11 protein-coding genes and 1 tRNA gene are annotated in these 12926 nt (G+C 54.4%); 7 read left to right on the forward strand and 5 right to left on the reverse strand.

The window, feature by feature from the left end; all coding sequences use genetic code 11:
• Positions 1-122: 122 nt before the first annotated feature.
• Positions 123-198 (reverse strand) — tRNA-Val (locus tag ELY25_RS11570).
• A gap of 88 nt (positions 199-286) precedes the next feature.
• Positions 287-1024 carry an alpha/beta fold hydrolase gene (locus tag ELY25_RS11575; protein ID WP_236995720.1) on the reverse strand — a complete coding sequence of 246 codons (738 nt, stop codon included), beginning with the start codon at positions 1022-1024 and terminating at the stop codon, positions 287-289.
• Between the two features lie 149 nt (positions 1025-1173).
• Between ELY25_RS11575 and ELY25_RS11580 the strand changes: the two genes are divergently transcribed.
• The 4 genes from ELY25_RS11580 (at position 1174) to fnr (ending at position 6047) form a co-directional block, all read left to right on the forward strand.
• Positions 1174-3003, forward strand: a complete 1830-nt coding sequence (locus ELY25_RS11580) for a heavy metal translocating P-type ATPase metal-binding domain-containing protein (protein ID WP_126951442.1) — start codon at positions 1174-1176, stop codon at positions 3001-3003.
• Positions 2993-3748, forward strand: a complete 756-nt coding sequence (locus ELY25_RS11585; RefSeq protein WP_126951443.1) for a sulfite exporter TauE/SafE family protein — start codon at positions 2993-2995, stop codon at positions 3746-3748. Before ELY25_RS11580 ends, ELY25_RS11585 begins: the two co-directional genes overlap by 11 nt.
• Positions 3749-3828: 80 nt before the next feature.
• On the forward strand, positions 3829-5244 hold the full coding sequence (hemN, locus tag ELY25_RS11590) for an oxygen-independent coproporphyrinogen III oxidase (protein WP_126951444.1): 1416 nt from the start codon (positions 3829-3831) through the stop codon (positions 5242-5244).
• Positions 5245-5294: 50 nt separating this feature from the next.
• Entirely contained in the window at positions 5295-6047 is a 753-nt protein-coding gene (gene fnr, locus ELY25_RS11595) for a fumarate/nitrate reduction transcriptional regulator Fnr (protein ID WP_126951445.1), read from the forward strand.
• Here fnr and ttcA read toward each other — a convergent pair.
• The 3 genes from ttcA to ELY25_RS11610 all read right to left on the reverse strand — a co-directional run bounded on the left by ttcA (position 6034) and on the right by ELY25_RS11610 (position 9515).
• The gene (ttcA, locus tag ELY25_RS11600; RefSeq protein ID WP_126951446.1) at positions 6034-6945 is read right to left on the reverse strand and encodes a tRNA 2-thiocytidine(32) synthetase TtcA; all 912 of its coding nucleotides are present in this window, start codon (positions 6943-6945) and stop codon (positions 6034-6036) included. The two genes, fnr and ttcA, sit on opposite strands and share 14 nt — an antisense overlap.
• Before the next feature lie 99 nt (positions 6946-7044).
• Positions 7045-7704, reverse strand: a complete 660-nt coding sequence (locus ELY25_RS11605) for a 3'-5' exonuclease family protein (RefSeq protein WP_236995722.1) — start codon at positions 7702-7704, stop codon at positions 7045-7047.
• Positions 7701-9515: a DUF294 nucleotidyltransferase-like domain-containing protein gene (locus ELY25_RS11610; protein WP_126951447.1), complete on the reverse strand. Its 1815-nt coding sequence runs from the start codon at positions 9513-9515 to the stop codon at positions 7701-7703. The genes ELY25_RS11605 and ELY25_RS11610 overlap by 4 nt, the downstream gene beginning before the upstream one ends.
• Before the next feature lie 719 nt (positions 9516-10234).
• On the opposite strand from ELY25_RS11610, the gene ELY25_RS11615 reads away from it, so the two are divergent.
• From ELY25_RS11615 to ELY25_RS11625, 3 genes are all read left to right on the forward strand, one after another.
• Positions 10235-10495 (forward strand): DUF4212 domain-containing protein, encoded by a 261-nt coding sequence (locus ELY25_RS11615; protein ID WP_126951448.1) that lies wholly within the window; start codon positions 10235-10237, stop codon positions 10493-10495.
• A gap of 6 nt (positions 10496-10501) precedes the next feature.
• A complete protein-coding gene (locus ELY25_RS11620) occupies positions 10502-12283 on the forward strand; it encodes a sodium:solute symporter family protein (protein ID WP_126951449.1) in 1782 nt (593 codons plus the stop codon).
• Between the two features lie 95 nt (positions 12284-12378).
• Positions 12379-12900: a hypothetical protein gene (locus tag ELY25_RS11625; protein ID WP_126951450.1), complete on the forward strand. Its 522-nt coding sequence runs from the start codon at positions 12379-12381 to the stop codon at positions 12898-12900.
• Positions 12901-12926 lie beyond the last annotated feature (26 nt).

A 12926-nucleotide genomic window follows, 5' to 3' on the forward strand; every position in this document is an offset into this window, starting at 1 on the left:
GACTCGAACTCGCGACCTCCGGCGTGACAGGCCGGCATTCTAACCAACTGAACTACCGGTCCGCTATTACATCATGCTGATGCTACTTTGATACTGCTTTACGTTTCCAGACCATCTTGCGATGGTGGGTGGTACTGGGTTCGAACCAGTGACCCCCAGCTTGTAAGGCTGGTGCTCTCCCAACTGAGCTAACCACCCGCTGGTCACGTGGCGCTGCATTCTACAGAAGCCTGCCTGGATGTCAACACGTTACGTTTAAACTTTATGATTTAAACCAGCGCGTTGCTCACCTTCCCGAAGACGTTCCATGAGCGCGGACGAAGGATGCCGCAAGTTGGGCTGCTTCGTCAATCAAAAACTCATGTTTTAACCCGGAAGCACGCCTTGGCTTGAAATCGTGATCGCCATCGGTGAGCCATTTTAGGCAGGCATGGGGAATCAGTGAATAACGCTCTACTTCTTCACGGATGCCAAAAGGGTCGCGCTCTCCCTGCAGCACCAGTAGCGGACATTGAATATCGGGCCAATGGCTTAAGCGAAGCTTTTCAGGCGCTTTAGGCGGATGAAACGGATAGCCTGCCACAATGACACCCGGGCAGGCATGCTGGCTTGCCAGCAGTGTGGCAATTCGGCCACCCATGGATTTACCCCCTGCCCATAAGGGTAGGTCACCTAGCGGCTCAAGTAGACGGTACCACGCCATCAACGTTTCCAGCGTGCGCTCAACCGCTGGCGGCGGGCGACGCTTGCCCTGCTGCTGCATCTGCTGCATATACGGGAAATCAATTGCGAATACCTGAATGCCCTCTGCGGCGAGCGCCTTGATCATCTGCTGCATAAACGCCGACTGATGCCCCGCGCCCGCCCCGTGGGCCCATAAAAGCCGTCCAATGCGCGCCTCCCCCACCACAGCCAAAGGCCCTAACCCTTCCACCAGCAAACGTGGCGAGGCGACCTGCTTTAAGGCCCCGGCTAATGCTGCTGGCTGAATGGGGGTGTATTCCGAGTACGCGTCCTGTGTCACCGTTAGCTCTCCTGATGGCTATAACTGGCAGAAGTTTTCTGAGTATCCTGCTAGTCTTTTCAAGCTGTTAAGCATTTACTATTTATTGATTATCTGCCCATGGGCCGTTCACTCAAGGAAAGCGTCTTGCCGGATAAAGCGTTGATCATATGGCAACTTACAGCGCTGACAGCAAGGCCATGACAACGTTTGCGGCCAGTGCCTGCTATCACTGCGGCAGCTCCGTGCCCGCCAATGCGCCTTGGCACATTACGCTGAATGACACAGTGCATCCCCTGTGCTGTCCAGGCTGTGAAGCTGTGGCCCATGCCATTGTTGAGGGTGGCCTGGAAAGCTATTACCTCCAGCGTACCGAGCTACCTGAAAGGCCGGCTAATGATGCGCTGGATAGCGCTGCCTGGGCGCACTTTGACCAGCCTGAACGGCAGCGTACCTTCGTGACGCATGAAGGCGATACCGGGCAGGCAAGCGCTACGCTGGCGGTGGAAGGCATTACCTGCAATGCCTGCGCCTGGCTGATTGAACACCGCTTGAATGCGCTTGATGGACTCGTTTCAAGCGCGGTAAATATGACCCACCATCGGCTAACCGTTAGCTGGCAACCAGATCAGCTTAAAATTTCCAGACTCATGGCTGAGCTTGCGGCTATTGGCTACAACAGTCTTCCCTTTACGCCTGACCCTGACCAAACGCGTTTGCAGAATAAGAAACGCCTGACAGCCAAGCGCCTGACAATAGCGGCAACAAGCCTGGGGGGTATTGTCCTTTTGAATTTTTATCGCCCTATGGACGGGGTTGAAGCAAGCGGCGGCCGTGCTGATATTCTACTTGCCTGGCTATCGCTTGCGCTCGTCTCTGCCGTGATGTTTACCGCAAAGCCTTTTTTTCACCAGGTGTTCGTCGATCTCAAACGCGGCCGTTTTGGCCCCATGCTCCCTGCGGGAATTGCCCTGTTTGGTGCTTACCTGGCAAGCATTTATAGCGTGATATTGCATGCCGGCGAGTCCTATGCAGGGTTTATTGCCTTGTTAACCACTTTCCTACTACTAGGCCGCTACATTAAGCTTCGACACGTCCTGAAAGAGGCTCTGCATTCTAGGTTGCCCGTTTCTGCGACACGAATCGAGGGCGACGCAAGAAGTGAGCGCATACTCCCCTTAAGTGAACTGATGACCGGTGACTTGATAGTGGTGAAAGCCGGGCAGCGCCTTCCGGTTGATGGCACGATAGTTCAGGGGGAATCAAGCCTGAATGAGGCGATTCTTACCGGCGAACCGCTACCTGTCACACGTAAAGTGGGCGATCATGTATTGTGTGGCTGCCAGAATCTGGAAAACCCGTTGACCATCAAGGTAATGCAGATAGGCTCCCATACACGTATCGCGCGCATCAACGCTCAGGTGAAAGCCGCCTGGTGCGAGCAGCCCTTGGCCGAGATCGACTCTCGAAAAATACATAGGTGGGTTGTGTGTGTACTGCTGGGAACTGCCGCAATGGCGGCCATTGGATGGCGGCTTGGGCCAACCCAGACGCTGGATGGAGCACTCGCCATGCTGGTCGTGGGAAGCCCCTTCGCCCTGGCGCTGGCGGCTCCAGCAGGCCTGCTTGCCGGTTATCAACAGCTGCGCAGGCGTGGTGTAGTGGTTACCCATCCTGACGCCCTGCTTTGCCTGGCGCAGACAAACCACCCGGCTTCTGCCTCTATAGCGGCTTGCCCTGAGGTAATCGTGCTTAGCCCTCGTTCAAGCCGCCTTGAAGAAGCTGTGTATATTGCCCGCTTGGCAAAACGCTGCACCCGGCAGAATCAATGCATAGCTTTAGCCGCAAGCCTTATGCTGCTGTCCTTGGCCGCACTGGGTTATCTTCCACTCTGGGGCGCGGTTGTGGGTACTGCCGTAAGCTTGCTGGCCGTTCTAGGCAATACGCAGCGGCTTTCAGGCCTTCCCTTCTTCAAACCAGGGGCAATTTATGAATCCTAGCGGGTTTGATCTTCCACCCTTGCTGGCGGCCTTTGTGTTTGGCTTGCTGGGCGGTGCCCACTGTATCGGTATGTGCGGCGGAATCATGGGAGCGCTCACCTTTGCCGTACCGCCCAGCATGCGCAGCCCCTTGCGCATGGGCGGTCTGCTGCTGAGCTATAACCTTGGCCGTATCTCAAGCTATATGACAGCAGGAGCGCTAGTGGCCGCCTTGGGCACGCTCATTTCTCTTTCGCCGTTGGCCCGCCAGCTTCTACAGGGGTTAGCGGCAGTCATGCTGATTTTAATGGCACTTTACATCGCCAACTGGTGGAAAGGCTTGCTCGGCATAGAAGCCTTGGGAAAGCGCCTTTGGCGACACCTTGAGCCGGTGGGCCGTCGCTTGATGCCGGTGGTGCATTTTCCCCAAGCGTTCGCGCTGGGTGCCATTTGGGGCTGGCTGCCCTGCGGATTGGTCTACGCCATGCTGGCTTGGAGCCTGGCAACGGCTCAGCCGCTTCAGGGGGCGCTACTGATGGGCGCTTTCGGTCTTGGTACGCTGCCCGCTTTGCTGGCCACCGGGTTTGCGGCTCACAAGCTCGGCCGTCTGATTCGCCATCCCGCCACACGTACTTTAGCGGCACTCACTATTATTGCGTTTGCGCTATGGCAACTGTGGGCGCTTAATGCACATTCAGGTGCCCATCATGATTCACATAATCATTCACCCACGCATTCTCATTCACACTCTCACACCAATCCTTGATGTAGCTCAACACTTGGCGACGCTCTCTCGTTTAACCTTCCAGCAGGTTCTAAACGTATCAGCTACTGGAGGCGTTCTTCATGCCAGCTTGTGCCACTGTCGCCGCCCCCGCCGACCAGTCAACGGCTCACTGGAATCAGGCACTGCTACGCCGCTACGATAAAAGCGGCCCGCGGTATACGTCGTACCCAACCGCCCTGGCGTTTCATGAGCACTTTACAGCGGATAACGTTACCCAGGCGCTAGTGCGCAGCAATCAGCGCAACCGTCCGCTTTCTGTGTATGTGCACGTACCGTTTTGCCGCAAGATCTGCTTTTACTGTGCGTGTAACAAGATCGCTACCAAAGATACCTCGCTGGCCGAGCCTTACCTTTCGCGGCTTGATCGTGAAATGGTGCTGACATCACGCCATCTGGACACATCACGCCCGGTCGAGCAGCTACACTGGGGAGGTGGCACGCCAACCTTCCTATCGCTTTCGCAAATGGGCGATCTGATCGACCGACTGGATGCCCGGTTTGGGCTTTCAAGTGCCGCCGACCGCGATTACGCCATTGAAATCGACCCGCGCGAAGCGGATGTGTTTACCCTGCGCCATTTGCAGTCGCTGGGCTTCAACCGCTTGAGCCTCGGTGTTCAGGACCTGGCCCCTCAGGTTCAAAAAGCGATCAATCGCCACCAACCCCGCGTGCTGACCGAAACGCTTATGGACGAAGCTCACCGGCTAGGCTTTCGCTCTCTGAACCTGGATCTCATTTACGGGCTACCTTTTCAAACCGAAAAGAGCTTTAGCGAAACGTTGGAACAGGTGATCGAGCTGAGCCCGGCACGGCTGTCGGTGTTCAACTACGCCCATATGCCCGAACGGTTTAAACCCCAGCGGCGCATCCAGGTTAACGACCTACCCAGTGCCGAAGAGAAGCTTGCCATCCTGCGCGCGACCATCGAAAGGTTAACCGCTGCAGGCTATATACATATCGGTATGGATCATTTCGCCAAGCCTAACGACAGCCTGGCGGTTTCTCAGGCCAACGGTACGCTGCAGCGCAACTTTCAAGGCTATTCAAGCCATGCGCAGTGCGATTTGATCGGGCTAGGCGTCTCGGCCATTTCACGCATAGATGATATTTACGCCCAGAACCCGACTGACCTGGCAAGCTATGAAGCCGCTTTGGATCAAGGACGGCTAGCCACGATAAAAGGCGTGCGCTTAACTAAAGACGACTTGATAAGAGCCGACGTCATTGAACGGCTGATGTGCGATATGCAACTAGATTTGGCTGCTGTCGGCCAGCATTGGAAAATTAACGCGTTTGGCTACTTTACCGATGCGCTTGAAAAGCTGCGCACCGCCGAGCGGGATGGGCTAATCACCTGGCAGGGTGATACGCTTAGCGTAACGCCTATAGGTCGTTTACTGATTCGCCACCTGGCCATGGCGTTTGATACCTATTTGCTCGGTCACTCAAGCCCGCGCTATTCAAAGATTGTGTAGCAGGTTGACCGTACCCCCATCAGGGTACAAGACACGACACGGAGAGAGATATGTCATCACTGGCAAGCCAACGACGCTCGCTTCTTCAGGAAGCACGCTGTCAGACCTGCAGCCTAAGCTCGCTCTGCCTGCCGCTTGCGCTTGAGCTTGAAGATATGGGCCAGTTTGACGCCATTATCCGGCGCCGGACACCGCTCAAAAAAGGCGAGCCTCTGTTTCGCCAGGGCGACCGCTTTACCAGCGTTTATGCAGTACGCTCGGGCAGTCTGAAGCAGGTAACCAGCGAAGGTAACGGCAATGACCAGCTCACCAATTTCTTTTTACCCAGCGAGCTTGTCGGGTTGGACGGTATTGATGAAGAGCACTACCCGGGCAGCGTGATTGCCCTGGAAACCACGACCATTTGCGAAATCCCTTTTGACCGGCTGGACATGCTTTCAGAGGAACTGCCGGAGCTTCGCGGTCAGCTGTATCGCAGCATGAGTAAAGAACTTCGCGATGACCGGCGCATGATGCGGCTTTTATCGCGCAAAACCGCCGACCAGCGCTTGGCAAGCTTTCTACTCACGCTGTCAGAACGCTTCCGGCGCCGCGGCTACTCCCCTTACAGCTTCCGCCTCTCGATGGCTCGGGCGGATATCGGTAATTATCTGGGCCTGGCGGTCGAGACGGTCAGCCGTATTTTGAGCCGCTTTCAGCAGCAAAAGGTGATGGCCGTCTCGGGACGGGAGGTCAATATTCTCGATATGCAGCGCCTGATTGCCCTGACCGAAGAGGACGGCCATACGGTCAGTTCACGTTAAACGCCTGGATACGCCCATTCATCAGGTCGGCCTGCTTGGCTTCAAGGCCGGCAAAGTCAAACAGGTCGCGGTCAGCCAACTGGGATGGCGCCACGTTGGTGACGGCCTTGAACATGCTCTCAAGGCGGCCTGGATGTTTCTTATCCCACTCGGCCAACATTTCCTTGACGATCTGGCGCTGCATGTTGGGCTGTGAGCCGCACAGGTTGCAGGGGATAATCGGAAATTCCATCAGCCGGGAAAACTCCGCAATATCCGCCTCTTTGCAGTAGGCCAGCGGGCGAATCACGATATTCTTGCCGTCATCGGAAAGCAGTTTGGGCGGCATCGCTTTCAAGGTGCCGCCAAAGAACATATTCAGAAACATTGTTTCCAGGATATCTTCACGATGATGACCAAGGGCGATCTTGTTGGCGCCAATCTCTTCGGCAAACCCGTAAAGCGACCCGCGCCTTAACCGCGAACACAGCGCACAGGTCGTCTTGCCTTCGGGGGTTTTCTCTTTCACCACCGAGTAGGTATCGCGCTCAAGAATGTGATACTCCACGCCAAGATTATCCAGATAGCGAGGCAGTATATGCTCGGGAAAGCCGGGCTGTTTCTGATCCATATTGACAGCCACCAGTGAAAAATTCACCGGCGCATTGCGCTGCAGATTGCGCAAGATCTCAAGCATGGTATAGCTGTCTTTACCACCGGAAAGGCAAACCATGACCCGGTCGCCTTCATTAATCATTTGGTAATCGATAATCGCATTACCCACTTCACGCCGCAGTCGCTTTTGCAACTTGTTGAATTCGCGCTTTTGTTTGGCATCAGAAAGGTCTTGCTGGCTTTCAAAACCAGCTGCCGGTGCAACCGTTGCGGAGGCGGGGTCAAAATGATCAATGTGTTGCATGGTATAAGCACTGCCAATGGTAGAAGGAGCAGAGGTTATTCTAACAATACTCCTTCCATTCCCCCAACTGGCAAGCTCAGGTCATTTATTCGTCAAATGCTAACCAGATTGGGTCATATCACGCTGTAAACGCATATAAAGCAAAGCGCTGGCGGTCGCTTTACCCAATAAGCCGCGCGTGGCGATAGCGGGAATTTGCCAGCACGTCAGCGCGTCAGAAAACTGGCAGGGAGCCTCTACCAAAGGATGTCTACGGCGTAGTTGGCGCTGATGCAGTTTAGCGACATCCACCTGCGCGTTAGGCAGCCCAAAGCCCAAGTGATCGTTAAACGCATCATTTAACGTCGACAGTTGTTGATCCAGCTGCCAGCCAATCAAAGGCCGATTACCAATAAAATCGGCCAAACCTTTCAGCGTCTGAACACTAAACAGCAAGGTCGTCTCGATATTATAAAGCTCCCGATGGCGACGGAGCGTTTTTTCACAGGCTGCTTGAGGGCCTGAAAAGGTCGCCACCCAGGCTTGGCTCAGGTGAATCTGCTGCTGATCCAGAATCACCGCGGCAAGGCTTATCGTAGGCGTCTCTCCCGGCGTCACCTGACAGGCCAGGGCCACTAGCTCCTCCCCCATATAGGGCTGGAACAGCCAGGCATAGGGCGTATTCGCGTAGCGCCGACGGTCTCTTTCACGCTTGATTACCCCGCGCAGCGAGCGTCCGAATAGCGCGGCGTATTTATCGATTCCCTGCATGCTGCTCATGAGTACTCTAAGTGGTAGCGGTGGGAAAGGTGTTGCTTGAAGTCCTTGACGATGTGCAGCGACTCCCGCAGTAGATCGCGCTCAAGAGAGGACAGCTCCTGAACGATGACACGGTTGGAGTGGGTATCGTTAATCTCCTGACTACTCAGCTGTTGCTTAAGGCGCAGTTCGGTCAATAACGAAAGCGCCTCCCCCAGGTCATCGGCCATACGACGCTCAAGGCGGCCGTCATCGGCAAGCGCTTTCAACCGGCCAAGCGTTGAGGTCACGCCGATACGCCGCTCAAGCGCCATGGTCCGCACGCCGTGTACAATCGGGAAAATGCCACCCTTCTTGATATCGATACCGTGCTGGGGCTTTTTAAGCGAGCCGAACAGGGTCAGTGGCGTTGAAAAGCGCAGCGCCGTACGCGCAAGGTAGGAAAGCAGAATTTCATCACGAGCACAGCGTTCAAACAGTGCTTCGCGCACGCCTTCCAGCAGCCGCGGATTACCCGCGACCGAGTGGGCGTCAAGCATGATGGCAAGCTTCATCAGGCTATCGCCATCGCGTACATCGGCCCACCTGGCAATGCTCTTTTTCCACTCAGTGACACTGGCCACCCACTGTGGATTGGACACCATGATGTTGCCAGGGCACGGCGGGTACCCCAAGGTAATCAGGGTATTGGTCAAGGCTTGCATATTCTCTGCAACATCGGGCCACTGCGCATCGTCGGCCAGAATCAGCCCGTTATCCTGATCCGTTTTAAGAATCTGCTCACCCCGGCCTTCGCTACCCATGACCATCAGGCAGCTTTGGGAATGATGCTGCTCATCCACGGTAAATTCCCAGGCCTTATTCATGATGCGGCCGTTGAGTACTGCGAGTAGATCCATGGCAAAGCGCAGCTTGACGCCCTGCGCCATGAGCGCGCTGACCAGCTCAGGAGTGCGATGGCTGGCCGACGCCAATGTCTCCAGGTCGTTGGCCTGCTCCACCTGCAGGCTCACCACATAGCTTCTGCTGGAAAAATAGCTGAGTACGTCAGTAAGCTCGACCACCCCTTTCAGCGTTGACTGCTCCATGACCACAACCCGCGTTACCTTGTGCCGGGTCATTAATACCAGGGCTTCAAAGAGATACTGCTCGGGTGTCACGGTGACCAGTGTAAAGTGCGCCACCTGATCAATAAGGGCGTCCTGCGTGTAACCTTCAATGACCAGTCCGTTGAGCAAATCCGTTTTAGTGACCATGCCAAGCCGGCCTTGAGTCTCGACCAGCAGGCTATCGGCATGACTGTCATTGAGTTTTTTTACAGCGCCGGCAATGCTGATTGATGCATCCATCAACAATGGCTGGCGCATGCATTCGCTGACTTTGGCCAGCATGAACCCCGCCATGGTCACGCCGCCTTCGGCACGCTTTTCGGTTAGTAAGCGCGCTTTATGCGCCAGCGTCTGCCTGAAAAACTGCTCAAACGACGGATACTGCTGACATAGCTGGGTAAATAGCGTGCTGGGCATGAGATAGCATAAGCACTCCTGCTCGGCTTGAAAGCGATAGCGGCTTTTGCCGTTCAAGATACTGATAGCACCAAACAGGTCGCCTGCCGTGTAGTGGCCTATACGGGCGCTGGCGGCAGGCAAGGTGGTGTCGATCTCGGCGACTTCGCCTTTATGAATAAGAAAGACATATTCGCCCTTTTCTCCCGTTTCCAGAATGATTGTATCGGGCTCAAAGTAGGCAAGGTCCATGCCTCGACGAACGTGGTCGCGCCCTTCATCATCAAGCAGCATAAACGGCGGCTGGGACAGATCAACATCAACCATTGGGCATGCCCTCACGACAAGGCTCTTTTACTCAAGAGGAAAGCGACGGATAACGTAAAGGCGATCAGATCATCGTACGTATGAGAGCCGTTCCTGCATACGGCTTGAGTGCCATATGTCGCTTGTTATTGTTAAACGGGAAAGTATCTTGCTATTAACAGCCAGCCGACGAAAACAGCAACTAATCAAAGTTAAAAACACCTAAAAATTATTTAAAAAGCGTTATTTTAATCTTCTTCTGTATACCTTTAGCTATGCTGCTAACGTCGACTCGACGTTTGGATTAACGACTAAAGTAGTGCATTTAATAATCTAAAATAGGCATAATTGACCGTTTACTCAAAGTAGCAAACAATAGCCTAAATCAAACCCTAGACTATTGTTCTATTAACCGACAGTTATTTGTCATAAGTCAAAAACCTCTTTCATTACAGTGGCATTAAAACGTACTCATGTTTTTGAAGCGACTGTGATACCAAAGTCTGGGATTTATTTTTTAGCTATTATTGTCCAGTATTAACACTGTATGATTCAGGGTAATCTCATATGATCAACCAAAACTCGCCTTAACTCTTAAACGGCAACTCAGCCAAACTGAACCGGCCTTATAACTGACAACTAAAAGACAAGTGGTTTTTGGCGTGTAATTACCCTGATACGCCAAACGCTATTCCTGGTGAACTTTCCAAACCTTAAAAACACAAGTGGAGAGCAACACAATGGCAGACGACAAATCCAATGCTGCTGAATACTGGAAAGCCAACGTTCGCTTGATTTTCGGATGCCTGGTGGTATGGGCCTTCGTTTCTTATGGATGCGCGATCTTATTCCGTCCGATCCTGGCGAACATTCCAGTGGGGGGAACAGACCTGGGCTTCTGGTTTGCTCAGCAAGGCTCCATCCTTACCTTCATTGTCCTTATCTTCTTCTACGCCTGGAGAATGAATAAGCTCGATCAAAAATTTGGCCTTGGGGAGTAAGCCAGTATGAGCCAGTTTGCAATCAACCTACTGTTCGTTGGCGCCTCCTTTGTCCTGTATATCGGCATTGCGATCTGGGCGCGCGCGGGGTCCACCAAGGACTTCTACGTCGCGGGTGGCGGTGTCCACCCGATCACCAACGGCATGGCGACGGCCGCTGACTGGATGTCCGCGGCGTCGTTTATCTCCATGGCGGGCATCCTCGCTAGCGGCGGCTATGGCGCCTCTGGCTTCCTGATGGGCTGGACCGGTGGCTACGTTATTCTGGCGATGCTACTTGCGCCCTATCTGCGCAAGTTCGGCAAGTTCACCGTGCCTGACTTTATCGGCGACCGCTTCTACAGCAATACCGCCCGTTTTGTGGCCATCGTGTGTCTGATCATCGCCTCGGTCACCTACGTTATCGGCCAGATGACCGGCGCTGGTGTGGCCTTCTCACGCTTTCTGGAAGTCAGCAACACCTGGGGTATCTGGCTGGCGGCTTTAATTGTCTTCCTGTACGCCGTTTTCGGGGGTATGAAAGGGATTACCTATACTCAGGTGGCTCAGTACGTGGTGCTGATCGTGGCCTATACGATCCCCGCCGTATTTATCGCTTTCCAGCTGACCGGCAACCCCATCCCCATGTTCGGCATGTTCAGCACGCATACCGAATCGGGCGTTCCCCTACTGCAGAAGCTCGATGATGTGGTAAGCGCGTTAGGCTTCCAGGACTACACCGCCGATGTGGACAACAAGCTCAACATGGTGCTGTTCACGCTTTCACTGATGGTGGGTACTGCGGGCCTTCCCCACGTAATCATTCGCTTTTTCACCGTACCAAAGGTAGCCGATGCACGCTGGTCAGCCGGCTGGGCGCTGGTGTTCATCGCCTTGCTGTACCTCACCGCTCCTGCCGTAGGCTCCATGGCGCGCCTGAATCTGATGACCACGGTTTATCCAGAAATGGCTGGTCAAGTTGAAAACTATGACGAGGCCGCACAGACCCCCATTCTCTACGAAGACCGCCCTGAATGGTTCCGCACCTGGGAAGATACCGGGCTAATCACCTTCAATGATGTTAACAACGATGGTCGTATTCAGTTCTATAATGATGCAACTGACTACGCTGATCGCGGTTGGGAAGGCAACGAGCTAACGGTTAACAACGATATCCTGGTTCTTGCTAACCCGGAAATCGCTAACCTGCCAGGCTGGGTTATCGGCCTGATCGCTGCTGGCGGTATTGCCGCGGCCCTTTCCACAGCGGCCGGTCTACTGCTCGCGATCTCCTCGGCAATCAGCCACGATTTGATCAAGACCATGATCAATCCGAAGATTTCCGAGAAAGGTGAGATGCTCGCGGCTCGGATCTCCATGGGGGGTGCTATCCTACTGGCGACTTACCTGGGCTTGAACCCGCCCGGGTTTGCCGCGCAAACCGTGGCACTTGCCTTCGGGATTGCCGGCGCCTCGCTGTTCCCGGCACTCATGATGGGTATATTCTCGACCCGCATGAACAACGTGGGCGCGATTGCCGGCATGCTGGCAGGTTTGATCTGCACGCTGCTGTATATCTTCACCTACCTGGGTTGGTTCTTCATCCCTGGCACCAACACGCTGGCCAACACGCCCGATAACTGGATCCTTGGCATCTCGCCGCTCTCCTTCGGTGCGATAGGTGCGATGATCAACTTCGCGGTTGCCTTCGCGGTATCCAGCGTCACTGCCAAGCCGCCGCAGGAGATTCGCGAGCTGGTAGAAAGCGTTCGCTATCCAAAAGGGGCTGGTGTAGCGATTGATCACTAAGCCATAATCATTCCGAGCGTTTTACACGTCGGAAATCATAGAGTGACCATCGGGCCTCCTCAGGGAGGCCCGATGACTTTCAGAAAGGATGTTTTATGATATGGCACTTGATCGCCGCCGTGTTTGCCGGGCTTGCCGGTGCAGGGATCGGCCTACTACTTCGCACGTTAAGTGGCAAACGACTTCCTAAATGGATCGTGCCTGTCTTCGGCGGGCTTGGCATGTTGGCCTACCAGATCCAGGTGGAGTATATGTGGTTTGAACATAAACAGACTCAGCTACCCAACACCGCCATCGTGATTTCAAGCGACACCTCAAGCGCCGTATGGCGCCCCTGGACCTTTGCCTTTCCGATGACCACCAAGTTTAGCGTGGTCGATAGCGACAATATTGTTATCCGTGAGATTGATGACACGCCGGTGGTGGAATTCATTTTGTATCAGTTCGAGCGCCACCATACCGATATCCTCATCACCCAACCCTACGTTCTAAACTGCGAAAGCCGCGAGTTGGTACCGTTAAATAACGACACGGGAGAAGCACAGCTTAGCGAGCTTCGCCGACTGCGCGAAACATCTCCGCTATTAACCACCGTGTGCGGCCTCGCTAGCGCGTAAGCGAGACGTAAGCGTTCGTCTTCGCC

Origin of the sequence: Vreelandella populi (genome assembly GCF_003989825.1) — a bacterium.
In the GTDB taxonomy this organism is placed as follows: Bacteria; Pseudomonadota; Gammaproteobacteria; order Pseudomonadales; family Halomonadaceae; genus Vreelandella; species Vreelandella populi.

What these genes read in the sequence shown, in the direction of transcription:
- hemN (WP_126951444.1), top strand. Translation starts at nt 3,829, where the DNA reads ATGCCAGCTTGTGCCACTGTCGCCGCCCCCGCCGACCAGTCAACGGCT.
- ELY25_RS11585 (WP_126951443.1), top strand. Translation starts at nt 2,993, where the DNA reads ATGAATCCTAGCGGGTTTGATCTTCCACCCTTGCTGGCGGCCTTTGTG.
- fnr (WP_126951445.1), top strand. Translation starts at nt 5,295, where the DNA reads ATGTCATCACTGGCAAGCCAACGACGCTCGCTTCTTCAGGAAGCACGC.
- ELY25_RS11620 (WP_126951449.1), top strand. Translation starts at nt 10,502, where the DNA reads ATGAGCCAGTTTGCAATCAACCTACTGTTCGTTGGCGCCTCCTTTGTC.
- ELY25_RS11580 (WP_126951442.1), top strand. Translation starts at nt 1,174, where the DNA reads ATGGCAACTTACAGCGCTGACAGCAAGGCCATGACAACGTTTGCGGCC.
- ELY25_RS11610 (WP_126951447.1), bottom strand. Translation starts at nt 9,515, where the DNA reads ATGGTTGATGTTGATCTGTCCCAGCCGCCGTTTATGCTGCTTGATGAT.
- ELY25_RS11625 (WP_126951450.1), top strand. Translation starts at nt 12,379, where the DNA reads ATGATATGGCACTTGATCGCCGCCGTGTTTGCCGGGCTTGCCGGTGCA.
- ttcA (WP_126951446.1), bottom strand. Translation starts at nt 6,945, where the DNA reads ATGCAACACATTGATCATTTTGACCCCGCCTCCGCAACGGTTGCACCG.
- ELY25_RS11615 (WP_126951448.1), top strand. Translation starts at nt 10,235, where the DNA reads ATGGCAGACGACAAATCCAATGCTGCTGAATACTGGAAAGCCAACGTT.
- ELY25_RS11605 (WP_236995722.1), bottom strand. Translation starts at nt 7,704, where the DNA reads ATGAGCAGCATGCAGGGAATCGATAAATACGCCGCGCTATTCGGACGC.